We start from the raw sequence: 23,646 nt of genomic DNA on the forward strand, positions 1-23,646 counted from the left end.
CGGCTGAGCAATTTTGAGAAGGAGAATGAAATGGCCAAGCGTGACGGTCAGTTAAGCCTCGGCGCTTTCCTTTTGCACACCGGGCACCATGTTGCCGCATGGCGTCATCCAGGCGCGTCCGACAGCACGGGCTTCTCGGATTTCGTGCATTTCGCCCGCATCGCCGAGAACGCCAAGTTCGATGCAGTGTTTCTCGCCGACGGCGTCAGCGCACGCGTGCACAATGTCGAGGCGGCGAGCCGCAAGGCGCATTCTGGATTCTACCCATTCGAACCCATCACACTGCTTTCGGCGCTATCCGCAGTTACAAGCCGTATCGGTCTGGTGGCGACCGCCTCCACGAGCTTCTCTGATCCGTACAATCTTGCACGGCAGTTCGCCTCGCTCGATCATCTCTCCGGCGGACGCGCCGGCTGGAACCTGGTCACGTCAGCCGATGCCAGCGCCGCCTACAATTTCAGCCGCGACGCGATCATAGCGCATGCCGACCGTTACAAGCGGGCGGAAGAATTTGTCGATGTCGTCACCGGTCTCTGGGACACATCGGACGACGACGCCTTCGTGCGGGATAGGAAGAGCGGCGTCTACTTTCACCAAGAGAAGGTTCGTCGCCTCGATCATCGCGGCGCATTTTTCCAGGTTCGCGGGCCGCTGAACATTGCCCGTCCGCCGCAAGGCCACCCGGTCGTGGTGCAAGCCGGCTCTTCGGAACCCGGCAAGGAACTCGCGGCCAGAACGGCGGAGGCGGTCTTCACCGCCCAGCAGACGCTGGAGAGCTCGATCGCCTTCTACAGCGACCTCAAGGGGCGGCTTGCCAAATATGGCCGCGCGGCCGACGACATGAAGATCCTGCCCGGCGTCTTCCCCGTCGTGGGCAGGACGCGGCAGGAGGCGGAGGAGAAATTCGAGCAGCTACAGGCCCTGCTCGAACCTTCCGTCGGGCTCGACATGCTGGCCGAGCTTGCGGGGGTCGAGGAAGTGAGGACACTGCCGGTCGACGCGCTAATCTCGCAACTGCCGGAAACCGAAGGCGGCAAGAGCCGGCGAGCACTGTTCCTTGAACTTGCTGCACGGGAAAATCTGACCTTGCGTCAACTCTATCAGCGAGTTGCAGGCGCCCGCGGGCACTGGCAGATCGTCGGCACCGCTGCGGAAATCGCGGATGAGCTGGAGGAGCGTTTTATCAACTTCGGTGCGGATGGCTTTAATATCATGTCGCCCGCCCTGCCATGGGGCCTGTCCGATTTTGTGGAGCTCGTCGTCCCGGAACTGCGCCGTCGCGGTCTGTTCCGCAATGAGTATCAGGGATCGACGCTGAGGGAACATCTGGGTCTCAAGCGTCCCTCTGCTCAGAGCGCGGCTTCCGCCGCGGCGGCCGAATAATCGCTCGCCTTACAAGTGACGATGCCGCCTATATCACCGGTCAAACCGTTAATGTCGACGGCGGGCTGATCATGTCTTGAGTGTCGCTATGCTGTTGGCCGGAGATCGTGCAAATCATTCATACCGCGCCTTCAGCCCGCCGCCCAAGCGCGCAGGTCACTGAGCGATCAGAAACTGGCTGCGGTCTTCAGGCCCAGCACGACGACGTCCTTGTTTTCACTGATGCCGCCGGGATTGACGACGTACTGGATGTTCGGGCGGAAAAGCAGCCCCGCTGTGGGACGATACGTATAGTACAGCTCAAAGGCGTATTCCGAGTCCGCGACCGGACGGCCTTGCAGGGCCTGAACGTCCGCCACGCGGTTGTTGACGTGGGTGGTGCCTACGGCAAAGCCGATATCGTCTTTGGGGCGCGAGCTGAATAGGCCCGTGTAGGTCAATCCCCCCGCTATCTGACGATCGGTCGTGGCGGTGCGATTGTCCGCCACGACGAGATTGAGGAAGAGGCTGAGGTTGTCCGTCACTTGCTGTTGGAAATTGATGTAGGCCCCATACCGGCCGCGCCGCTCGCGGGCCGGCAGACCTGTCAGCGCGAACGGATTGCCGTTGACGTCGGACACGACATCCTCCGCATTCGATGTGTCATACCACCCGCCGATCTTGTAGCTGCCCGGAAGCGCACCATTGTCGAACTTGGGAAGCCATGCAAGTTCCACCGGTATAATCGCCCCGGTGGAACCGGAAAAGAACACCGGAAGCACCTGATCATTGGTGCCGAGGTATTTGGGGTTTGCGTCATAGACACCGGCCTGAACATAGCCGAATCCGTCTAGAGCCACCTTGACGCGGGTCGCCCATTGGCTGATGGGCCAGTTGTAAATGTAATTGCCGACGAGGTTGCCGGGGTTGGCGCCACAAAATGTCAGGTTCTGGAAGTCACATGAAAATGATGCGAAGTCCCCGCCGAAGGTCATGCGGCCGATCTTCCAGTCAATCAGCCCGTCGGCATATTTCTGGTCGAACCAGAATTCGGTCAAGCGGATGGTCTGTCCCCGACCGTAGACCTCCTGCACCTGCTGGAGCGTGCCGAGCTGCGCGTCGTCGCTGAGGTTGCGGCCAAGGCGTTGCGTCAGGGTAAGCTGGAACTGCGCCGCCGGCAGGCCGAGCAGCCGATCGAGATCAAACGTCGCTCCAGCCGCATACTGGTCAGTATATCTCGTCGTGTGCTCAGTGCCGCCGGCCGGATTGTAGGCGAATTCGCTCGTATATCCGAACTGAAAATCGATACCCATCTCTTGCAAACGGGTCCGTTCTCCGCCCCAGTCGCCAAGCAGCCACGGAGTAGGCGCAGCGTCGGCGCTCGAAGGATCAACTGGTTTGGTTACACGATCACCGGCATGAGCGACAGCAGTCGAAAGAAAGCCCGCCAGCATGATTCTTACAGCCCACAGTGCCGTCTGTCGCATCTCCGCCCCCACATTAGTGACCCCACACACGGCAAACTATCACGATTCGCTAAGGTGCCTATTGTCCGGACATTCAACGCAGTTCATCTGCCGCAAAACAGGGACAGCAAAAGATGGACTTAGCTGTTCGGCGGGCATGCATCCGCCGCTTAGCCATTTGTGGAGGAGACGTCCTCCTAGTCGGGGTTGGCGCCAGGTCCCTGGGCGAGGCCGCATGTGGTCTTTGCCCGCTTTCGTGGTCGCCGTCGTCGGGGTCTTATTCCACGCGTCAGAACACATCGATACGCTCGCTGTCGAGCCACTTAGGCACCACGATATGACTGGCGTCCGAATGCGTAGAACGCGCTTGCTCCGTTTCCATCGAGATTTTGCCTTCGAACAATTCTGGGTCGATGGCGTCGGAAAGCACCTTGTCCGACGCCATGATGAAACCATCGAAGTTTTCCGCTGTGGGCCGGAGAAGAGACGTGAGTTCTATCGGGACGTCGCCTTCAGGCAGTGGGCGCTTTCCTTGGAGGTAAGCGCGCCGATTTCAAGTTTTCCATTGCGTTCGATCACCTGGGCGCGGCGTCGAACCGCCAAGGCCAGGGCGTCTTGATCAGGACGCCCTCTATCAGATCAGGAGGCTGTCAACACAAGTCGACATCTCTGGGTAGGTCAAGCGATTGTGATGCACGCAGCGGACGCATTCGCCAACCTTTGGATGAGAGGAGTGAAGATATCGTTGTCGCGTTTGAGAACACCGATGCCGACGAGCTTGTCGCGCATTCTCTGAGGTATTTGCCGCGGGATGACGTACCGCTGTATTGTTTGTTGCGGCGGAGTTTTGCGGTGGATGCAGTACCGTCAGCCGCCCTAAATTCAGCAGTAAGGGCAACGCAAAATTTCGTTGTGGCGTGTTCGTCGCAAATAGGGCACGAATGCGACAATGTCTGTTTCGAGCCCTTCGCTACTGCGCTCCACCTCTGCTTTTCTGTTCATCGGGTTCCTGGCCCTGATGGCAATCGTCGCCATGAACTTTTGGCTGGGAGAACGAGCGCAGTCCTATTTCGAAGACGCGATCTCAGCACGTGATACACGGATTGCGGCAGTCGAGTTGAGAAACGCAATGCAGACAGCCGAGGCCAGTCAGCGCGGGTTTTTATTGACGGGCAACGAGATTTATCTCGCACCGTATCAGACAGCAAAAATCCAGGCGCAGCGTCATCTGTCCGCTCTGCAGGCACTTCTCTCTCCATCCTCCGGTTCTGACGTCACATTGGCGCGCTTAGAAACGCTTCTAGCTGCCAAGTTCGCCGAACTCGACCGGACGATTGCGCTGAAGCGCGATAAGCGGGACGATGAGGCTCTGGCAATTTTCCGTACGAACAGCGGCAAGGCGCTAACCGATGAAGCCAACGTTTTTTTCGCAGGAATCATTGGGAAGGCCGATGACAAACTTACGTCTGGTGTTGCCGAACAGCGGGCCAACGCCGTCTGGGTTCGGCTCGTGTCAGGCATCGGATCGCTTGTGATCGTCGCTGTAGTTGGTGGAGCCGCATACGGCATCGCTGGTTATACCAGGGAGCTTCGCACGACGCGGGATGAGGTCAATGGGCTCAATGCCGAACTTGAAGAGCGCGTGGCAACGCGAACACGTGATTTGGCCCAAGCGCGTGATCGCGCCGAAGTGCTGGTGTCAGAGGTCAATCACAGGGTTGCCAACAGTCTTGCTTTGGTCTCGTCACTTGTAAGCCTGCAATCGAAAGCTTTGGTGGATCAGTCCGCCAAGGATGCCCTGGCAGAGACCCAGGACCGCATCTTTGCGATTTCCCTTGTTCACAAGCGGCTTTATGGCTCCGGCGACGTCCGCTCGGTCGACCTCAGCGAATATTTGACGGGGCTGCTTGAGCATCTTCGCACCTCACTGCGCAGTCAAGGGCATGGGGTGACAATCTCGTTCGATATCGCGCCCGTAGAACTGCCTACCGATGCCAGTATCGACTTGGGTGTGGTCGTTACTGAACTTGTCACCAACGCCTTCAAGTATGCCTATCCTCAAGGCCTCGGCGAAATCCGGGTACGTTTGAGCAAACTCGACCAGCGGGTCGAGTTACTGGTCGAAGACGACGGAGTGGGCCGAGCGGACGGCGAGCCGGCCAAGGGGACGGGCGTTGGCACGCGGATTGTCAACGCCATGTGCATGAGCCTCGGTTCTAAAATCGAATACCGAAAGCGGCATCCTGGCACCGCAGCCCTATTGGTTTTCTCGCTCAAACCGCGCGGCGCGATCGCGGATCAGTAGGACTTGTGGGAACTGCTCTCCAACGGCTACCTGATAACTCGGGTTCTGTGCCAAAGTGGCCGCCAGCCGTGCTTTTTGAGCCGAATTTGCATCCAGGGCGAATTGAAATGCTTTTAGATCGAACCTACAGAAATGGCTGGCTTCCGACTGCGGGCCATACCTTAATACCCGTAATGTTGGTAGCTAGTCTGACTGCGGTGGGCGCCCAAGAAGGTCCGTCGGGAATTACCCAGCGGACGGTGTTCGCGCCATTCGACCCTACCCAGCGGGGCTGCCACAAGCCGCCGGGCCTTACCAAGGAGTTGGCATACGTACAGGAAAACGAACGCGAATTCCTGCAAGGCGTCAACCACGGCTTGGAGATGGCGGCGAAGGATCGTGGGCTAAAGTATCTCCGAAGCGTGGCTGAAAACAATGTTCCCAAGGCGGTCGAGGATATAAACGCATATCAGGCCGCCAAGGTAGGAGCACTGGTCGCCACATCCTCAGACCCAACTGCGGTGAGTAGTAGCCTCCAGCGGACAATCTGGTCGGGAGCTTTCGTTGGCACCATCGTACCACCGCCTGCGACCTTGCTGCTCAATGCTCCCCAATATGCCACAGGCAAGGCTTTGGCAGACGCCTCAATCAACTACATCAAAAGCCAGCTCGGCGGTAAGGCTAAAGTGGTTTTGCTCACCCAGGATACAATGGAGTATCTAACGCCAAGGTTCGAGGCAATGCGCGATGCCTTCGCAAAAACTCCAGGGGTGACAATCGTCGCTGACATCGCTCCAACTCCCGTCAACAAGGAGGGCGGCTTTGTGACCATGAGTACCGTTCTTTTGGCTAACCCGGATATCGACGTCGTTCTCGGTGGTGACGCTGTGGTGCTTGGCGCGTTAAAGGCCCTGCGTGTCGCCGGCAAGGACCGGCCCAACCAGTTTCTAGGCGGCATTGACGGCGAGCCCGAGGCTGTGTCCGAGATCAAGAAAGGCAATAGCCCCTTCAAGGCCAGCATCTCACTTTCGTCGCCTGTGTTTGGATACGCAATGGGACAGTTTGCCGCCGACTGGCTTGACGGTAAGAGCATCCCGCAGGCGATGGATATACTGCCAATTGCGCTCACTAGCGAGAATATGGCTCAGTACGAAGCAGATCTGGAAAACCCTGCTGCGGTTTATGCCGACCCCATTCGCAAAAGTACCTATCTCAAGATGTATGGCAACATCTGCTATGATACACGGGACCAGTATGTGAATTTTCCATGGTCGTCAGAAAGCAGCAAGTAGGACGGCGACCTTCAAACTCCGTCTGGCGTTTCAAGAGAGCAGGGACGATGCGGCGCGGGAACCAGAAAAGGTTGTGTGTCCTCCTGTTGCTGCGGCAACGCCCGATTGACTTCGTACCGTGCCGCTGGCGCTATTCTCCAACGTCCGGAAACTCGTTCGCGGCATCCCGTAAGAACCTGGAAGTCCTGGGCCCCCAATCCCGACCATGAACAGCAGCCGCCACGCCGAGCCGTGATCCGAGTCGACCCGTCAGTAATGAAGGAGTTGATCGCCGGAGTGCCCGACCGGGTCTCCTCGCCGAAACTGTTGCGCGTTTCTGCCTGAAAATCATTCCCGGCAACCCGCCCGCGTTGCGTTCCTCGAGGAGACCGGGAACCCGGCGCTGCAGCGCATCCGATGGGGCGGCACCGACTACGAGCGCGTCATCCGCTCGAACCTCATGGCCTATGCGATCTCCCGCTCGACGTATCCCTCGTAGGTCGGCGCAGTCACGGGCGTAGGCGATGCTGTTTTCTCCGCGTTGGAAAAGAACCACGCTCGCAGAAGGACGCGCTGGCAACTCTGCCTAGATCGCTTGCCGCAACTGCTTCATCGGTCGCATCGGGCGAACGCCTTCTGGAGACGATGATCACCACGATATCAGGGCGCGTAGGTTTGCTGCCCGCCTGGCACGCAGCCGCATGACGGCAAAATCCGAGGGAAGGCCTTGCGACGTCTCGCTCGCCCCAAGGCCTTTACGAGAAACTTTTGAGTACACTGACCCGGAGAAATTGAGAAATGACGACATTCGGACTTCAAAAGCCCGAGGATGAAATCCGTAGGGTCGGCTTCGTTCTTGAGACGCAGGGCATCCACGAGCGCATCGAGGCTCAGGTCGGGCTGAACATCGACGTTTCCGGATCAATGAAAGAACTTTACGAGAAAGGTGTCGCCCAGTCGGCGCTAGAGCGCGTCCTGTCGGTCGCGCTCAATTTCGACGAAGACGGGAGGATCCAACATGGACACGAATCCGAGTTCGTAGCCGGGAAAAGGAGGCTGGCATCTATAGACTCCTTTGTTAGCCCTTTCGCTTGCGGAAATGCGCCCGGCAGGGCCTTTGCTTCACTTCTGAGCGGCGCAGTCTGCCGCTCGCGACGGCAAGCCAATCAGCCAACCTTTGACATTAGCATGTCGAGATGGTCGATGTGCTCCTTGATCTGGCCGCGGGCGAGCTTCGTGACGCTCAGATGCTCGCGGTTCTGCCCGACCTTGAGATAGTCCTCCTGGATCGTCAGCAGCTTCTTGTGGCCGTCGAGCTGGGCGGTCACATACGCCTTGTCGAAGTCCTTGCCGGACGCGCTCTTCATCTTGTCGAGCGCAGTCTTGCCTTCGGCGTCGAGCATGGCTTCCACTTCGGTCTGTGACGGCGGCTTCAGAGCGCCCTCGGTCTTGTCGCCCATTTCCATCGACTTCAAGATGTCGGCGATCGTCTCCTGTTCGGCGACCTCCCACTTGGCAAATTCCTTCGTCATCGGATCGGAGGCCTTCTCCAATGCCACGCGGCTGGTCGCCAGCGACAGCGAGCCGACCTTCTTCGTCTCGTCGGCATGCTTCTTTTCGGTGTCGCCCGACGCGGCGGCCGTTTGGGCGAAAGCGGTCATGGAAAGGAATGCCGGGACGGCGGCGGCGAAGGCTGCGGATGTCAGAAGGGCGCGGCGGTTCATGAAGATCTCCTCGTTGGAACACGGCACCCAACCTCGTGGGGCGCTGAAAGTTCCGGGCGTGATCCATAGCGACGACCGGAACCTTTCGCGACCACTTCGCGGAATTGTCTTCTGCCAAAGCCGCCAGCGCATGACGATTGGAGGCCGTCCGGCGTTTCGAGTACGCTTCCCTATTCGTCAAAGACATCCTTCGCATCTGGGACGATACGCTTCCTGCATGGTTTTGATCAAACGCCTCCCGCCATTCGATCAGTTCTCCCACGGCCCAATCTGCAGGACATGGTCCCTCAGCCACCAAACTGTGGTAGAATAAGCAATTCGAAATGCAATCGAAGGGGGGAACCGCAAGGACATGCGGGCGGGTCAGGTGTTTTTCATCAACCGCGCCATTGCCGCTCGTCACTGCTCCACGACATTCGAGCAACGATAAAATTCGCTTCTGGGACCATCGCCATGCCTTGACAGTGTGGGACTGGACGGCGCCGCATCGCCTGCGGTCACCTGATGGTGGGACATCGCACTCACCGTCGGGCGGCCCGTCAACGAAATATCAGAGGAGGACCAAAAATGAAGTCGCTATCCCTCAGCGTACGCCATATCGGCGCGCTCCTTATTTCCCTAACTGCTTACGGGCTCATGACGTCAGCTACATTGCCCGAAGAAAACAAGTTCTTCATCAAGCCTGTGGTGGAGAAGAAGGTCACAGAGCTGCCGTCTGGGCCATTGTACTGGAGGCTGGAGAACTTTCCGAGGCTGAAGGATGCCCAGGACGCGGCGGGTCCGATCTCGCTTGCAGCGGAAGTTGCAGACAAGGTCTGGCTGTTCACCCTTGGACCCAAGGGTGGGTCCACAACAGGCGGAACCAAGGTCGCCGAGATCGGACCCCTTCCGCCGGTCAAGGCGAGCGAGTATCTGCTGCGTGTCAATCACGCCGGTGGAGCGCCCGGCACCAAGACGGCAATCCATACGCATCCGGGATCCGAGGTATTCTATGTTCTGGCCGGCAAGGTCGGTCAGAAAACGCCCCACGGCGTGACCTACACGGAAGCGGGCATGACCATGACCGGACACGGGGCCGATACGCCAATGGAGGTCTTCAACGCCGGCACAACTGATCTCGATGAGCTGGCCATCTTCGTGGTGGACGCCAACCGGCCGTTCTCCTCACCGGCAAAGCTCGACTGAGCGACGTGACGATGGCCAAGGCAGGCTCGACCAGCGGCGTCCGGTTCGCCGATGACCGCTGGCTATTAGCCGCCGACTTACAAAGGCAGTCCGGCCTTCAGGAGGCCGTCCCGTAGCGCGGTCCTGTCAGGGTCGTGCTCAAGCAGGATTGTCCGAGCCATGAAGTCGTCGACTGTGAAGGTCGGTTCGTGAAGAAGAATGGTTTTCGCCTCGCGCGACGCGTCAGAGAGGCGTCCGAGCTGGGCGTAGGCTGCCGCGAGGCGAAACGACCACCCTCCAATCTCCGGCAACCTGCAGGTAGACCGGACACAATCTGCGTACCTTCCCAGGAGATAGAACGCTCCTGCCGTATGGGCGTGATACCAGGGCGGGTGGAAAGGATTGAGACGTATCGCTCGCTCCATCCACGCCAGGCCGTCCTCCGCTCATCCACGCTGAACCAGCACATATCCATCGATACCGTGCCATCTGCATCGTTTGGATTGAGTTCGATGGCTCTTTTGGAATGGTATTCCGCCCGATCATATTCACGGTCGTATAGCAGTATGTGCCCGAGGACTCGGTGACGCGTTCCGTCCTACGGGGCGAGCTTTAAGCCGCGCACTGCCAAAGCTATCGGATCCCGGCGCACATGTTTCGGCGCACCTCCATATCCTTCGATGGCGAGGTGAACTAACCCCAGATGGCTCTACGCAAGCCCATGGCCGGGATCGCGGTCGGTCGCCTGCTGGAAAACTCGGGCACCGGCAGTACGCCGAAGCGACACCCCGATGCGGCTGAAAAGGCTGGAACAGGCGCATCAAAAAGGTGGGCGAGGGACTGCTCATGGCAGCACATTTCGGCCAACCGTCTGCGCTGTCTCCAAACTAGCGAAGAAGCCCATCTCGCCTGAACTCTTCCCACCCTGGCAGGTCCGGATTGTTGTCTTCGTCGGGGCGGTTTTTCGACACCGATGAGGTCTTGCCGCCTTTCTTCAACGAACGGGTAAGCTTTGCTTTCCAAGCCGCCCGCCGCCGGTTTTCCGCAGCAGTTGCCGCATCTTCCTCGCGCCAGTCTTCGACCACGCCCCGGTCGAGCAGGTCTTCCACAAGACGGGGGTCGAAGACGTGGAAGGTGATCTTCCTTGCGCGCCCGCGCAGCTTCACCGTGCGCGTCCCTGCGCTGGGCAGGCGACCGTCGTTGAGCCACCGATGCCTCTCAGTCGTGGAGATCGTCAGGATGTCCTCGATTTCTCGGGGGATGACGGGCAAGTTTTCGATCCCGTCGAGCGACTTGGCGACGAAATCGGAAGTCGCTCGAAATTTGTCCTCCGAGCCCTCAGGCATCGTCAAGGTGAGAACTCGTCCACTGATATCGAGCGATTTTCGTAGAGCGAACGGCAGGCGGGCGCGTATTTCCAAGAGAATTCCCTTGGAGCGGATGAATGACCCCAACGTCGCGGCGGGCGGTAGCGTCCACGCCTCGATCAACTCAGCAGCGTCGTTTTTTTTGGGCGTCAGCATCGGTGATATAGATGGGGTGTCGATTTGCAGCGTCAACAAGCTAGGAGCACGGACACCATCGGCGAGGCTCTCCAGAGCGACCCCATGCCGTGAGCCGAGCTAAAGGACCATTTGATCGATCTTAATACGGGTTCGATCAGTCTAGACGATGGATCGACAGATGCCGCCCTCTCGGGCTGCCGGAACAAGCAAACACCTGCTGCGTTGCCGTGACTGAGGAGGAGCCGTCATGTCAGTCCCATTCGAACCCATCGTGCCACCGCCGTCCGTGCCCCCGCTCGATAATCCGCCAACGGATCCCGACCGGATTCCTGGCGAGGAGCCGTTTCCAGACCCCCAACCCGATCAGGGTGCCGCCCCAATTGCCCGGATGTCGGCGCAATGTCCGACATGGGGACTGCTAGGCAATGGCGTCGGCCTGCATTCGGAGGTTCGAACGTGAGCGAAAACTGGAGAGAAGAGCTGCGTCTGCACCTTGAAGACTTTGTGGACACCTTCGTCGTCAAAGGTGCGAAGCAGTCGGACGTCTACGCGGCAATCCTGGAAGAGATCGGGAATCTCCGGACTGCCTACGAGCGTGATCCAGATCCCGCAGAAGACAGTCCCGGCGCCGAGGCGGAGGAACCCTCAAACGAATGGCCTGGCGCTCTGCCCTGACGACAGCTTGGCGATCAATACTGCGGCGCGGAGCATTTCAGGCATCGAATCCTCTCGAACGCCCCTTATAGCGGGAAATCGAATTGAACATCGTACCCAGCCTCAATCAGCGGCTCGTCGTCTTCCTGCATGGCATCGGCGGAACCGGGGCGAGCATGCTGCCGCTTGCATCCTCTTGGCGGCCCTCGCTCCCCCGCACGGCCTTCGCCGCGCCCGATGCGCCATTTCATCATGGCAACGGGTACGGTCACCAGTGGTTCGGTGTCGATGGCAACGAGCTCAATCCGGAGCGGATCGAGAAAGTCCGGAAGGCCTTCGACGACGTGGCGGACGGTATCGTACGAAGAGAAGGATTCGAGGACCGTCTCGACAAGGTGGCGTTCGTCGGAGTTTCGCAAGGGGCCATAATCGCGTTGGACGCCGTCGGCTCGGGTCGCTGGCCGGTTGGCGCACTCATCTCCTTCGCAGGATTGCTTCCTTTGACCTCGGTCACGCCAGCCGAAAAACGGACGCCGATCCTGCTGGTCCATGGAGCCGTCGACAACACGATCCCGTCGGTAGCCTCGGAACTGGCGGCATCGCAGTTGCGCGCCGCAGGCTTCGATGTAGAGCTGAAAATCCTGCCCGGTGTCGGCCACAATATCTCAGCGGAAGGCGCGGAGATGGCAAAGAGCTTCCTTATCAGAACTCTGAGTTGACGACCTCCTCATGTCATGCCCCGGCGGTTTCCTCCTTGTCATCCGCCGTCCTTCTGCCTGGAACCATCACTGCGGCTGGCGGTTCACCACCCGAGACCGCGGCGTGTCAATCGGACATGACGGGGAAGGTGAACGCATTCGATTTTTCCGATTTCTCAATGCGGGCAACGAAACGCCAGACGAGCATCTGACCCATCCGCCGCGATCTCAACCCTCATGAACGGCTACCGCCATGATTGATCACCCAAGCGCGCAGCCAGACAGTCCGGATAGAAAGGGCGAACTCGACCAGGCAGTCGACTTAGCCCATCAGCTCCTCGATGAGGCCCACCTCGTCAGTTGGACGCGCGTCGAATTCGTGATGCCGCGAACAACCGATTGTCGGTGATCGAGGAGGAACGCGAACTGCTTGGAACCAAAGAGCCTCAAAACAGTTTTGCAACTGGTCGCTCGGCAATCATTCGCTCGACGCTTTGATGACCCTGACAGTCCGCCGGGCGGCCGCTTCGTCACTCACAAGCTAGGGGAATAGTATGGATAACGCAGGTATCGGCTGGATTGCGGCAATCATCATCGGCGGCCTTGCTGGCTGGCTTGCCGAAATGTTCATGAAGAGCAACATGGGCGTACTCATGAATATCCTCCTCGGCATCGTCGGCGCAATCGTTGCCAACTTCCTTCTTTCGCTTTTCGGCGTCGTCCTCGGTGGATGGATAGGCTATCTCGTTGCCGGCTTCATCGGAGCGTGCATACTGATCGCAATCGCGAGGATGGTGAGGCGCACAGCCTGACGAAAGAGAGAGGCGGCCACGCGAGAAGCCGCCTCTCTCTGTTATCGGGTCGCGCCCCAAACGTAGGCGAGGCCGGCTACGATCCCCACGGTCACCAATGGCCTTTTCCGGATCTTTTCTTCGACATCGCTCCAATAGCTCTTCGCTTCTGCCTTCGCGACGCGAACCGCACCGGACGCGATCTCGCCTTCCGATTCCGTCAGACGTTCGACCTCCTTGTCCAGGGCACGGATCTCTTCCCGGTCAATGTCGCCGTTGTTGTGATTGGAACCGGCAGGACGGAGAGCCTCATCGACAAGCGGAAAGCTTTCCTCAAGACCATCCCTTCGGATCCGATCTGCCTCGGTGGGATCGGTGCGGCCGGCAGGGACTGCGGTTTGCGTGGCAGATACCGGATCGGACGCCGGGAAGGTGTCCTCCAATCCTTGGTCGAGCGCTTCCAGCCGGGGTGCTGCTCGTTGCGACGCCTGCTCCTTCAATATGGACTGCACTGCGGGGGACTCTTTTGGATCTGGCATGGGTTCTCTCCTGTTCGCCAGAGAAATCGCCGCGTGCGCCAGAAGTTCCGTCAGGCCCTTCGCGATTGATGATCCTCAACATTCCAATCCGATCGGCCAGCGTCGCCGGCAGCCGCAAAGCCATGACGTAGCAACAGCTGGCGCTTGAGAACGGCGATCCTGCCGATCGCGGCTCGCACCAACTCCGTCACTGGGTTGTCGTCCCCGTCACAGCGGATTGATCTCAGGCTTGCCTTCGAACCGGGAGGAATTGACATGCCTCGACACTCGGTGGAATTCGAGTTGCGGATCCAAGTTCTGCCTCACAGCTCCTTTGTTCGCGCCGGGGCCGTGGCGGGATCAAGCCATTCCAATTCGACCGCGGGATCGAGGATGACGGGCTGACTGTCACGGAGCTTTGTCAATCGGATCGGCCGCCGGCATGGTGACGATTGCGCAGCTCGCGACGCCCAGCGCGTCGTTGCGCGCCATATTCCTTTGAAAGAAAATAGCGCACCGCCCGATAGGAAGATGTGCCACGGGTCCTTCCGGCCGTCACTCTGGTTCAGGGTCCATCTAGAAGCCGTCTGTCGGGATCAGGCACCGCTTGCTCTTAAACGCGTCCCTGAAGGCAGGCGTCTTATCGACGGTTTCGATCCTTGCGTTGAACATCGCGGCCTTCAGCATTTCCTTAGCCCAGAACGGCACCAGCCGCTATCTGGCCTCTTCGACCATCTGCTTGCCGTCAGCGTTTTTGTGCGCCATGAGCACCGTCCGTGGAGTTATGTTGAACTGCGCACGCGTGTTGGGGCGCCTCATTCAGGCTGACAACGGCGGCACTGACGCCTTCGTCCAGGCGGATGACTGACAGATTTGCATGGTGCTATCCTCTGATGACAACCTGACGTGCCGGAACCTCCTATTCCGCGGGCGCGCGATCTATTGCACCAAGGTGTCGCCTACACCCTTTCCTATCCGGGATCTTGCGTCGTGGCGCATGCTGTGAAGGTACTCGACGATGAACAGGATCGAGGCAGTGGATGATGGATCGTATCGACGCAATGAAGGTCTTTGTCACGGCCGTGGAGGAAGGAAGCCTCGCAGGCGCTGCGCGCAGGCTGAAACGATCCCCGACGGCGGTCAGCCGGGCTTTGAGTCTGCTCGAACAACATGTCGGCGTTGAACTCCTTCACCGCACGACGCGGACCCTGAAGCTCAGCGAAGCGGGCCAGCGGTATGTCGAAGCATGCCGGAGGGTGCTGGTCGATCTCGAGGAGGCCGACATGGTCGCGGGTTCGGAACGATCCTCTCCTCGTGGGACGCTGACCATCTCCGCACCACCCATTTTGGGCGAGGAAGTGCTGCGGCCCATTCTCGACGCCTTCCTAAGGGAACATTCAAGCGTCTCCGTTCGGCTTCTGATGCTTGATCGTTTCGTCAATTTGGTCGACGAAGGCGTGGACGCGGCGCTGCGGATCGGTAATCTCACCGACTCGACGCACATCTCCACGCGCATCGGAGGCGATGTCCGGCGCGTGGTCGTGGCCGCTCCGCAATATCTCGAAAGCCATCCTGCAATCGATGAGCCTTCAGATCTCTCCAAACACGATCTCATCGCCTTCTCGAATTTCGGTCTCGAATCCTGGAGCTTTGCGCCGGCCAAGGGTTCTTCCGTCCCGAGGACCGTTCACTTCACGCCTCGCTATCTCGTCAACAGCGTTCGGGCGGCCGCGGCATCGGCTGCGGAGGGAATGGGTGTGACGCGTCTTTACTCCTACCATGTCGCCGAATACGTCCGCGATGGCCGTCTGACCATCATTCTTCCGCATGCCGAGCCACCTGCGCTGCCCGTTCATATTCTCACCCCTCAGGGCCGCGCAGCCGTTCCGAAGGTACGAGCGTTCATTGACCTGGCGGTTCCGCGTCTCCGGTCGGAGCTTGGACGTATCGCGGCGGCCTCCGCCAGCCTCACGTGATCATGCCGAATTGCGGTTGGGTGCCTTCAGGGAAGTGACAATTCCCCAGAGCGTCGAACGCCTCTAAACCGCTCACAGCGCCGGCCAAGCTTGATTATCGGTTGGGTACTCGACGTCGACGGCGAACCAGACGAGTGTCGCCGGTGGCGAGCGGGAACGCCGGTCCGATCGGACCGGCGCTCTTGCGCGACGCAGGCCGGGAGGGTCGCCTGCGGCGTAGGCTTTTGAGAGCGGTCAAGCGGTCCGAAAGCCCTGAAGTGAAACTCTTGGGGAATCAGGTCGGCAAGGTTTGGCCAGACTGCTCCTTGACGAGGTATTGCGCGTACCAGCGCGGCCAGTCGTTGTCATGCTTTCCACCCTGGCGTTTCTCGTGCTCGCCGTGGGCGGCTGCGGCCCTTTGAAGTGCCTCTGCAAGATCGCTTTCCGACGTGAATGCTGCGCCCTTTGCGTCGATACGCCCTGGAAGTCTCGTTGTGACCTCCTGGAATAGCCACCCGTTTCCGTCCGGATCAGAGAAGGAAGCAAACGAATCATAGCTCGAACGCGAAGGATGCGGTCCGGGAAGACGCTGATCGGTTGCCATGTGGTGGAACACGCCGCCTGCGTCGTGGAAAACGCCGCTCATCTCGGCGCCACGCGAGGCAAGCGCCTCGTGGGCCATCTCGATGTCCGAAACGATCAGATGCAGCCCTTGTGCGGAACCAGGGGCCGCGGACGTCACGTTGGATCCGAAGATGACGGAGCAGGGCGAACCCGGCGGCGTGACCTGGACGACGCGGAAGCCGTCCTTGCCGGAAACATCTGCGTCGAGCCGCCAGCCGAGGCCGGTGTAGAAGGACTTGGCGCGATCGACGTCGGAGACCGGAATGACGACGACCTCGAGTTTCATGTCGATGTGGTGGTCGAGCGCCGCCATCGTTTTGTTCGGTTCCTGGACAGCCATGTTCGATCTCCCTCGGGTTGAATTCGCAAAGGCATTTCCGCCACCTTGGGAACATGCACCGTCGCCTGCGTGGCTGTCCATTGTGCGAAGGTGTCGGACGTCAGCCGGTCCATAGGTATAGCCAATACCTTGTCACAATAGCTTCGAGGCCGCGACCGGAGGATCCCTACGGGCAGACGATCCCCTCGGCTCCAACCTCAAGCAAGGAGAAATAAGATGACGAACTTTCCAAGAGGCACCGCCCTGATCACCGGGGCGTCATCCGGCATCGGGGCGCTCTACGCCGACAAGCTGGCGCGGCGCGGCTACGACCTCGTCCTCGTGGCACGAAGCCAGGATGCGCTTGACCGAACTGGCAAGGATATAGCGACTGCGACGGGTCGAAACGTGAAAACCGTCCGGGCCGATCTCGGCCAGCGCGACGACCTGCTGAAGATCGAAGGAATTCTCCGGAGCGACCCGTCGATCACGATGCTGGTCAACAATGCCGGGGTCGGCGCCGTGGAGCCACTCCTCATGTCGGACGTGGAGGCCATGGAGCGGATGATCAAGGTCAACGTCACGGCACTGACCCGCCTGATCTATGCCGTGGCTCCGTCCTTCGTCGCACGTGAGCACGGAACGATCATCAACATGGCATCTGCATTGGGCATTGCGCCAGAGGTCCTCAACGGCGTCTATGGCGCGACGAAGGCTTACGTCATAGCGCTGACGTTGTCGTTGCAGAAGGAGCTGGCCGAAAAGAACATTCGGATCCAGGCAGTCCTTCCCGGCGCAGTCGAAACACCGTTCTGGGAAGCCTCCGGTGGTTCGCTCGAGCGTCTGCCCGACCAGATCGTCATGAAGGCGGAGGACGCGGTCGATGCGGCACTTGCAGGTCTCGATATGGGCGAGCTGATTACCCTTCCTTCGGTGCCCGACATTGCCGACTGGAACGCCTACGAGGCGGCACGCCAGAAGCTGATGCCGAATCTTTCGCGCAACATTCCGGCTCCGCGATATCGAACTGCGGCGCTGGCGTCTCAGCGATGAAGGCGAGTTGCCGACGCCACGAAACCAACTACTTAAAAATGGATCCACGAAAATGCTCGACCCCGATCTACTAAACCGGTTCCCGCGCGTTCGGCTGATGCAAGGACCAACGCCGATCCAGCACTTGAGCCGACTGGAGCAGGTGCTTGGTGATGCGCAAAAAGGCGTCTCCATCTGGGCGAAGCGAGACGACCTCATGGAGCTAGGCGGCGGCGGCAACAAGCTCCGAAAGCTTGAGTTTCTGCTAGGGCAAGCAATGGCAGAAGGTTGCGACACGCTGGTCGTGACTGGGGGTGTGCAGTCGAACTTCGCCCGATTGGCCGCCGCTGCCTGCGCCAGAACTGGTTTCGCTTGCGAAGTCGTTCTTGCTCAAATGGTGCCCCGCGAGACCGAGATCTACCAAGCGAATGGCAACGTCGTGCTGGACCGACTGTTCGGTGCACGGGTTCATATTTTGGAAGCGGGAGACGATGCTGGCGGGTTCGCTCTCAGCCGGGCCTCCGAGATCGCCGCCTCCGGGGGAAAGGCGTTCATTGGAACGCTCGGCGGTTCGACGCCGGTCGGGGCTCTGGGCTACGTCGACTGCGCGTTCGAGATTGCAGCGCAGTCGACCGAAATGGATATCGTCTTCCAGCAGATCGTCGTTCCAAACGGCAGCGGCGGCATGCATGCTGGCCTTCTGGCTGGGGAGGTTGTGGCCGGGAGAGATCCTTCCCGGATAAGGGCGCATACCGTCCTGTCGCCAGCGGACGCATGCCTCGCCGCGACGGTCGACAAGGTCAACGCGGTCTTCAAGCTCCTCGAGAGCAAAGACTGCATTCAAGCGGAACATCTGAAGATAAGCGGCACGCAGCTCGGTGGCGGCTACGGCATGCCGACCTCCGATATGGTTGAAGCGATCAGGATTGTCGGCCGATCAGAGGGCCTCCTGCTCGATCCCGTTTACGGAGGGAAGGCCTTTGCCGGTCTGCTTTCCGATATCGAAAACGAAGTCATCGCGCCGGGATCGAACGTCCTGTTCCTGATGACCGGAGGTTCTCCTGGGCTCTACGCGTACGCAGACGCCCTGAACAGCAAATGATCCTCGTTGAGAGGGTCATCAATTCCAACTCAACAGGTGTGAGAAATACCATGGCTACAAAACCTAAGATCGCCATCATCATCGGCTCCACGCGTCCCACGCGCTTTGCCGACAAGCCTGCACGGTGGATGTTGAAGCAAGCCCAGGCCCGCGACGACATCGACGTCGAAGTGGTCGACCTTCGCGATCATCCCTTGCCGTTCTTCGACGAGATTGCTTCGAACGCGTGGGCGCCGAGCCAGAACGCCGAAGCGGTCCGCTGGCAGCAGACCATTGGGCGCTACGACGGCTACATCTTCGTCGTTGCGGAATACAATCGCTCGATTACCGGCGTATTGAAGAACGCCCTCGACCAGTCCTACATGGAATGGGCCCGCAAGCCGTTCACCGCGATCGCCTATGGCACCGCTGGCGGCTCGCGCGCGCTCGAACATCTGCGGGGGATCGGCGTCGAGCTGCAGATGGTCTCGACCCATGCGGCCGTTCATATCGGTGGCAGCGATTTCTTCACGGTGTTCTCGATGGGCGGCAACAAGCCGATCGAGGAGATCGAATCCAACCTTCTGCCCTCGGCAAAGACCGCGCTTGACGAGCTCGTATGGTGGGCGAAGGCGACGATGGCCGCCAAGGCGGCGGAGGTCTGACATCCGGAATCAAAGTCACTTCGTGGGGGCGTGAACCGCCCCCACGACATCGTTCTTTCTGGAGGCGGTCCTGGCCGCCTGGAAATTTCTGAGCGGTGCCGGAAGCACGTCGGCCGGGAGTCCGAGACCGGCCGCAGGAAGCGGTAGACCGCAAGGGTGCCGACGGAGGTCGATCTCCCACCCGAGGTGGCCGGATAGGAGCCCGCCAGGGATTATCGCCGGGGAAACTTCGGCGCCGGTTCCGAAGCCGTTGACGAGAATTCGGCCGCCCAGAAGCTCCAACTGCGGTGTCATCTGAGAAGCGGCCTGGACGTCCTTGGCGTCCACGTGCAGGGCGGCGGTCGACTGGCCTTCCAAGGATCGACAACCTTCGCAACTCGTCGTCATCCTGGCAGCGGGCGATCAGTCCCGCCGCGCCGAAGACCTCTTCCCGAAGCTACGGAGTGGCGAGGAATGCAGCCGCCGTCGTCTTGAAGAGCGCCGCCGCGGACGGTGTGTCTTTTCCGACAGCGACCTGAGACATTGATGAAGACGCCGCCAATCCGGCCACGCCTTGCGACAAGCGCCGCAGATACCGCGTGTCAGCATGGTCTGAGCCCGCGATCCGAAAGCGTTGCTGCGGCATTGTCGTTAAAGGGCCGCCGGGCAAGCACCGTCCATGGCGATCAGACCTGGATTGGTGCAGACTTGGCCAGTGTTTCAGGGTGAGCGGATGCGAACCATCTGCCGGGCTCGCGCCGCCGATAAGAAGATCGCCGGAGAGTGTCACGGTGGATCCTCTCGAATCGGGACCCATGACCGGCTTCCCCCGTGGAACGCGAGGATCAACGTGAACCGTCGGCGGATGGCTGTCGAACTCAGATAGGCGCCGCCGAACGGCATGCCAACCCTCGCCGCACAAAAAGTATTACTTTTCAATGGATAGCGCCCGGCGTGCGGATGGACGCCCGCCCAGATGTTGGTGGCCGCTGGAATGGAAAAAACTCACGCCGCGCCGGTGAGGGCGATCGCCGCGATGGTTTCCCTGGTGTCTACGATCGCGCTGGCATAGCTGGGGAGGTTGACCTCCAGCGCCGCATGCATCATTTCCGGCGAGTAGTCGGCGACCGCGTCCTTCACGACCGTGACATCGTAGCCAAGCTCCGCGGCGTAGCGGACGGTGGCCTCGATGCAGGTGTGAGCGACAAGCCCGATCACGATGACCCTCTGGATACCGTGCCGCTTCAGCTCGAGATCAAGATCGGTGTTGGCAAAGCCGCTCGAGCACCAGTGTTCGGACGCGACGACTTCGCCTGCTACCGGAACGAACTCCGCGCGGAACTCACCGCCCCAAGTCCCGAATTCGAAACTTTTTCGGTTCCATGCCGCACGCTGGATTGGGGCGACGAACTTCCAGTTTTCGTAATCACCGGCACGGTAGCGGTGGTGCATCGCGAAGAAGACCCGGAGCCTGGCCTCACGTGCGGCGGTCAACACTTCAAGCATGTGCGCAACGCAGTTGTTCGCTTCAGCGACTTCCTTGATGCGCGGCCAGATCTTGCCGCCCTCGGAGATGAAGTCGTTGTAGGGGTCGACCACCAGCAGGCCGGTGTTGCTCCGGTCGAAGGATAGGTCCGTCATGGCATTCCTCCTTCGTCGGTCAGGCCGCCATCGTGGACGGGTTCTTCAGCGCCGCACGCTCGATGCTGGCCGCGAACAATGGCGTCTCGCCCTTGTTGTGCGCGATGGACATCGGCTGACGTTGCGTGCGAAACAGCTCGAAGGGAATTCCTTGGCGGTCGAGCGAGGCCATCATTTCATCAGTCGCGTATGACCTGACACGGTTCGTGAATTCACAGTGGTTCGCATCGACCTTTTTCGCGCTCAGTTCCCAGGTGACGTGGATGGTTACCCGACCGTTCGGCGTGAAGACATCGGAATCGGAATCCAGGATCAGATGGTCCTTCTCGCCCAGTGTCTCGTGGTAATGCTGGACCATGAGGCTCCCTCCGATCGTCTCGACGTTGATTGACATCCGCGTGCCGTCGGCTGCGGTCGTAAATCCTGCCGCAATGTGGGCGGGCGAGCATCCCTGGTATTCCTTTTCCGGAAGATTGAAGCACCAGTGCGGAATGTCGATCTTTTCGATCGGTGCGTTGATAATGGCCGAAAAACTGGAATCGACGATCTGGTTCTCGATGCTGTGCATGTGACTTCTCCGTGGTTGCTTGGGTGGTAAAGGGGATGTCTGATGCCCGCGCGACCTGCCCAGTCACTGCACGGGCACCGCCTCGGCCTACTTGTCGGCCAGAGACTGCGTGTAGTGTCCGAGCCTGGCTTCGATGTCCGGATCCTTTTGCAGGCCCATATGCATCAGGCGGCCGATGTTCTTCTGCGCCACCGGGCGCTGGACCGACGTGATGAACGCGTCCCAGCCGGCTCCGATCTCGGGGTCGCTCGGAAGGCTTGCGAAATCGACAAGGCGTTTGGTGTCAGCGATCGCCTGGCGGTCGAAGCCGGAGATCCGGGTCGCGAGAGCGTCGACGAATGGGTCCAGCTTGTCGTCATCGAACGAGCGGTTGACGTAGCCATATTCCTCGGCGAGATCGCCGTTGATGTCGTCGGAGCCGAGAAGGACTTCTAGCGCGCGACCGCGACCCATCAGCCTTGGCAGACGCGCCATCGGCCCGCCGCCTGGGACAAGACCTGCGCCGACCTCCCATTGCGACAGGATCGCCTTCTGGCGGCTGGCGAACCGCATGTCGCTGGCGAGAGCAAGCTCGCTGCCGACACCTGTCGCGCGCCCGCGGATCAGGGCAATGGAGACTACGGGAGACTTGCTGATGCGGACCAGCATATCGGGGAGCGGGTGAAGCCCGGTCGGTCCAGAGGGGAGGCCGGTGGACTCGGCGAGCGGCGGCGTGAAATTATAATGGGTCAGAAAGAAGCCGGGCACGGCGCTGTCGAACACCACGACGCGGAGATCAGGATCCGTCTCGATTTGAGAAACGACCTTTTCCATCTGCGGAATCGTTTCCGGTCCGAAGATGTTGAAGGGCGGATTGTCGAAGGTGACGCGCCAATAGGCGGGGGTGCGCTTCTCGACCTTGATCAGCGACTGTTCCTGGCCAGGGTCTGCTCTAACTTCCGGGGGACGATCCGCCTTGTCGGCGATTTTCGTCTGACCGGAAAGGGCCAGCGCCGGCAGAAGCAGCATGGCCGCGGCGGTGAGGAATTTTGACGACATTGCGATGGCGCTTGTCGCAGTTGGTGGTCTGACCCTCATAACTGCTCCATTTCGGGTTTGAGAGCGACGTTGCTCCGCTGGGGTTCGATCTCGAAGATGAGTTCGATTTCGACAGGCATGCCCAGCGGTATGCTGGAAACGCCGAGCACTATGCGGGGTGGGATACGGTCCGCGCCAAAGATCGAAAGGAGCAGTTCGGACGCGCCGTCGGCCACCTTCGGATGCTCTCGGAAATCTGGCTGGGTGGCGATGTAGACGCCGAGCTTGGCAACGGTCCGAATCCTGTCCAGCGAGCCCAAGTGCGACCGCGCGGCAGACAGAGCGCTCAAGCACGCGGTCCGGGCGGCGTCGTAGCCTTCCGCAACGCAGAGGTCCTTGCCGACCACGCCCGTGTAGAGTGGAGCATGCCCGACGACCGGTAGCATGCCACTGAGGAAGAGCAGCGACCCACTCTGCACTGCTTCGACATAGGCGCCGAACGGCGTCGGTGCGGGTGGAATGACCAAAGCCAGTTCCCTGACGAGCGCCTCCGCGCTCGCGACTACCATTTTCCAAGATGTGCGCCGTTGTCGACGTGCAGCACCTCCCCCGTGATGTTGGACGATTCCGTCAGATAGACGACGCCGTCGACGATCTCCTGGACGGCGGTGACCGTGCCCATCGGCGACAGGGAACCAAGGAAGTCTCTCGCGTTGTTGGCGTGCAGTGGGGTGTCGACGACGCCGGGAGACAAGGCGTTCACGCGGATGTTGTCCTTGGCGAACTCAAGCGCTAGGCTCTTGGTGATCGCGTTGAGGCCGCCTTTGGTAATCATTGGAAGCGAGGCCGTAACACCCGCGATCGGATGATCCGTCAGCGATGACGTGATGGTCACGATACTTCCGCCCGAATTCTGCCGAAGCATCTGCCTGACAGCATGCTTCGTAAAGTGGATGAATCCTTCGACGTTTGTCGCCGAAAGGCGATGGAAGTCGTCGATCGTGTATTCGAGAAACGGCTTGGTGAAGAAGACCCCGGCATTGTTGACCAGCGCGTCGATCGTGCCGAACTGCGCGACGGCCGCGGTCGCGACACGCTCTGCGGTTTCAGGATCCGCGACGTCGCCGCTGATCAGCTCCAGCCGGCCCGCGCGGTCGAACAGGCCGGTCTCGCTGATGTTCCGGGAGGTTCCGACGACGTTCCAGCCCTTGTCAAGGAAGGTCTTCACCAGGCCTGCTCCGATCCCCTGCGACGCGCCGGTGACGATCACAGTCTTATGCACGCTCATGCCTGCCTCCCTTCTGGCGACGCGGGTATCCTTCGTCCGC

At 60.1% G+C, this 23,646-nt stretch carries 26 protein-coding genes; 13 read left to right on the top strand and 13 right to left on the bottom strand.

The annotated features are described in order from the left end of the window. Positions 1-30: 30 nt before the first annotated feature. Complete coding sequence (locus tag CPY51_RS09380; RefSeq protein ID WP_111159979.1) at positions 31-1,383, top strand: LLM class flavin-dependent oxidoreductase; 1,353 nt, start codon at positions 31-33, stop codon at positions 1,381-1,383. A gap of 167 nt (positions 1,384-1,550) precedes the next feature. Here CPY51_RS09380 and CPY51_RS09390 read toward each other — a convergent pair whose 3' ends face one another. Next, positions 1,551-2,849 (bottom strand): carbohydrate porin, encoded by a 1,299-nt coding sequence (locus CPY51_RS09390; protein ID WP_206607245.1) that lies wholly within the window; start codon positions 2,847-2,849, stop codon positions 1,551-1,553. 268 nt (positions 2,850-3,117) lie between these two features. Continuing rightward, positions 3,118-3,273 carry a hypothetical protein gene (locus CPY51_RS32505; protein WP_154677726.1) on the bottom strand — a complete coding sequence of 52 codons (156 nt, stop codon included), beginning with the start codon at positions 3,271-3,273 and terminating at the stop codon, positions 3,118-3,120. Between the two features lie 504 nt (positions 3,274-3,777). Between CPY51_RS32505 and CPY51_RS09395 the strand changes: the two genes are divergently transcribed. The 3 genes from CPY51_RS09395 to CPY51_RS09405 all read left to right on the top strand — a co-directional run bounded on the left by CPY51_RS09395 (position 3,778) and on the right by CPY51_RS09405 (position 7,661). After that, complete coding sequence (locus CPY51_RS09395; protein ID WP_111159981.1) at positions 3,778-5,133, top strand: sensor histidine kinase; 1,356 nt, start codon at positions 3,778-3,780, stop codon at positions 5,131-5,133. Positions 5,134-5,240: 107 nt separating this feature from the next. Next, the gene (locus tag CPY51_RS09400) at positions 5,241-6,404 is read left to right on the top strand and encodes a sugar ABC transporter substrate-binding protein (protein WP_244598551.1); all 1,164 of its coding nucleotides are present in this window, start codon (positions 5,241-5,243) and stop codon (positions 6,402-6,404) included. Between the two features lie 777 nt (positions 6,405-7,181). Then, positions 7,182-7,661, top strand: coding sequence for a VWA domain-containing protein (locus CPY51_RS09405; protein WP_111159982.1), 480 nt, complete (start codon positions 7,182-7,184; stop codon positions 7,659-7,661). Here CPY51_RS09405 and CPY51_RS09410 read toward each other — a convergent pair. Further along, positions 7,550-8,107 carry a DUF4142 domain-containing protein gene (locus tag CPY51_RS09410; RefSeq protein WP_111159983.1) on the bottom strand — a complete coding sequence of 186 codons (558 nt, stop codon included), beginning with the start codon at positions 8,105-8,107 and terminating at the stop codon, positions 7,550-7,552. The two genes, CPY51_RS09405 and CPY51_RS09410, sit on opposite strands and share 112 nt — an antisense overlap. 567 nt (positions 8,108-8,674) lie before the next feature. Here CPY51_RS09410 and CPY51_RS09415 point away from each other — a divergent pair. Next, positions 8,675-9,292 carry a cupin domain-containing protein gene (locus CPY51_RS09415; protein WP_111159984.1) on the top strand — a complete coding sequence of 206 codons (618 nt, stop codon included), beginning with the start codon at positions 8,675-8,677 and terminating at the stop codon, positions 9,290-9,292. 77 nt (positions 9,293-9,369) lie between these two features. Here CPY51_RS09415 and CPY51_RS09420 read toward each other — a convergent pair whose 3' ends face one another. Continuing rightward, complete coding sequence (locus tag CPY51_RS09420; protein ID WP_111159985.1) at positions 9,370-9,696, bottom strand: hypothetical protein; 327 nt, start codon at positions 9,694-9,696, stop codon at positions 9,370-9,372. Between the two features lie 462 nt (positions 9,697-10,158). Further along, complete coding sequence (locus tag CPY51_RS09425; RefSeq protein ID WP_111159986.1) at positions 10,159-10,794, bottom strand: hypothetical protein; 636 nt, start codon at positions 10,792-10,794, stop codon at positions 10,159-10,161. A 229-nt stretch (positions 10,795-11,023) separates the two neighbouring features. On the opposite strand from CPY51_RS09425, the gene CPY51_RS32810 reads away from it, so the two are divergent. The 4 genes from CPY51_RS32810 (at position 11,024) to CPY51_RS09445 (ending at position 12,940) form a co-directional block, all read left to right on the top strand. Continuing rightward, on the top strand, positions 11,024-11,236 hold the full coding sequence (locus CPY51_RS32810; RefSeq protein ID WP_111160024.1) for a hypothetical protein: 213 nt from the start codon (positions 11,024-11,026) through the stop codon (positions 11,234-11,236). Then, on the top strand, positions 11,233-11,451 hold the full coding sequence (locus CPY51_RS09435) for a hypothetical protein (protein ID WP_244598553.1): 219 nt from the start codon (positions 11,233-11,235) through the stop codon (positions 11,449-11,451). Before CPY51_RS32810 ends, CPY51_RS09435 begins: the two co-directional genes overlap by 4 nt. A gap of 83 nt (positions 11,452-11,534) precedes the next feature. Beyond that, the gene (locus tag CPY51_RS09440) at positions 11,535-12,149 is read left to right on the top strand and encodes an alpha/beta hydrolase (protein ID WP_244598554.1); all 615 of its coding nucleotides are present in this window, start codon (positions 11,535-11,537) and stop codon (positions 12,147-12,149) included. A 533-nt stretch (positions 12,150-12,682) separates the two neighbouring features. Continuing rightward, positions 12,683-12,940 (top strand): GlsB/YeaQ/YmgE family stress response membrane protein, encoded by a 258-nt coding sequence (locus tag CPY51_RS09445; RefSeq protein WP_111159987.1) that lies wholly within the window; start codon positions 12,683-12,685, stop codon positions 12,938-12,940. 41 nt (positions 12,941-12,981) lie between these two features. Here the strand turns inward: CPY51_RS09445 and CPY51_RS09450 are convergent, their stop codons facing one another. After that, on the bottom strand, positions 12,982-13,458 hold the full coding sequence (locus CPY51_RS09450; RefSeq protein WP_111159988.1) for a hypothetical protein: 477 nt from the start codon (positions 13,456-13,458) through the stop codon (positions 12,982-12,984). A gap of 555 nt (positions 13,459-14,013) precedes the next feature. Then, entirely contained in the window at positions 14,014-14,145 is a 132-nt protein-coding gene (locus tag CPY51_RS33325; RefSeq protein ID WP_244598556.1) for an SOS response-associated peptidase family protein, read from the bottom strand. A 335-nt stretch (positions 14,146-14,480) separates the two neighbouring features. Between CPY51_RS33325 and CPY51_RS09460 the strand changes: the two genes are divergently transcribed. Continuing rightward, positions 14,481-15,413, top strand: coding sequence for a LysR family transcriptional regulator (locus CPY51_RS09460; RefSeq protein ID WP_111160027.1), 933 nt, complete (start codon positions 14,481-14,483; stop codon positions 15,411-15,413). A gap of 274 nt (positions 15,414-15,687) precedes the next feature. Here the strand turns inward: CPY51_RS09460 and CPY51_RS09465 are convergent, their stop codons facing one another. Next, positions 15,688-16,356, bottom strand: a complete 669-nt coding sequence (locus CPY51_RS09465) for a VOC family protein (protein WP_111159990.1) — start codon at positions 16,354-16,356, stop codon at positions 15,688-15,690. Between the two features lie 216 nt (positions 16,357-16,572). Here CPY51_RS09465 and CPY51_RS09470 point away from each other — a divergent pair, with 216 nt between their 5' ends. From CPY51_RS09470 to CPY51_RS09480, 3 genes are read left to right on the top strand one after another with little or no spacing between them, the layout of a single operon-like run. Then, complete coding sequence (locus CPY51_RS09470; RefSeq protein ID WP_111159991.1) at positions 16,573-17,388, top strand: SDR family NAD(P)-dependent oxidoreductase; 816 nt, start codon at positions 16,573-16,575, stop codon at positions 17,386-17,388. A gap of 52 nt (positions 17,389-17,440) precedes the next feature. Beyond that, complete coding sequence (locus tag CPY51_RS09475) at positions 17,441-18,469, top strand: D-cysteine desulfhydrase family protein (RefSeq protein ID WP_111159992.1); 1,029 nt, start codon at positions 17,441-17,443, stop codon at positions 18,467-18,469. 50 nt (positions 18,470-18,519) lie between these two features. After that, positions 18,520-19,113, top strand: coding sequence for an NADPH-dependent FMN reductase (locus CPY51_RS09480; RefSeq protein ID WP_111159993.1), 594 nt, complete (start codon positions 18,520-18,522; stop codon positions 19,111-19,113). 984 nt (positions 19,114-20,097) lie between these two features. Here the strand turns inward: CPY51_RS09480 and CPY51_RS09490 are convergent. From CPY51_RS09490 to CPY51_RS09510, 5 genes are all read right to left on the bottom strand, one after another. Further along, the gene (locus CPY51_RS09490) at positions 20,098-20,733 is read right to left on the bottom strand and encodes a cysteine hydrolase family protein (RefSeq protein WP_111159995.1); all 636 of its coding nucleotides are present in this window, start codon (positions 20,731-20,733) and stop codon (positions 20,098-20,100) included. A 19-nt stretch (positions 20,734-20,752) separates the two neighbouring features. Next, positions 20,753-21,301 carry a hypothetical protein gene (locus CPY51_RS09495; RefSeq protein ID WP_111159996.1) on the bottom strand — a complete coding sequence of 183 codons (549 nt, stop codon included), beginning with the start codon at positions 21,299-21,301 and terminating at the stop codon, positions 20,753-20,755. A gap of 87 nt (positions 21,302-21,388) precedes the next feature. Continuing rightward, positions 21,389-22,378 carry an enoyl-CoA hydratase/isomerase family protein gene (locus tag CPY51_RS09500; protein ID WP_195909486.1) on the bottom strand — a complete coding sequence of 330 codons (990 nt, stop codon included), beginning with the start codon at positions 22,376-22,378 and terminating at the stop codon, positions 21,389-21,391. Next, on the bottom strand, positions 22,375-22,887 hold the full coding sequence (locus tag CPY51_RS09505) for a RidA family protein (protein WP_111159997.1): 513 nt from the start codon (positions 22,885-22,887) through the stop codon (positions 22,375-22,377). The genes CPY51_RS09500 and CPY51_RS09505 overlap by 4 nt, the downstream gene beginning before the upstream one ends. Further along, entirely contained in the window at positions 22,881-23,606 is a 726-nt protein-coding gene (locus CPY51_RS09510) for an SDR family NAD(P)-dependent oxidoreductase (protein WP_111159998.1), read from the bottom strand. The genes CPY51_RS09505 and CPY51_RS09510 overlap by 7 nt, the downstream gene beginning before the upstream one ends. Positions 23,607-23,646: the final 40 nt, after the last annotated feature.

It is taken from the genome of Arminella tubonensis (genome assembly GCF_003240585.1).
Lineage (GTDB): Bacteria > Pseudomonadota > Alphaproteobacteria > Rhizobiales > Rhizobiaceae > Rhizobium > Rhizobium tubonense.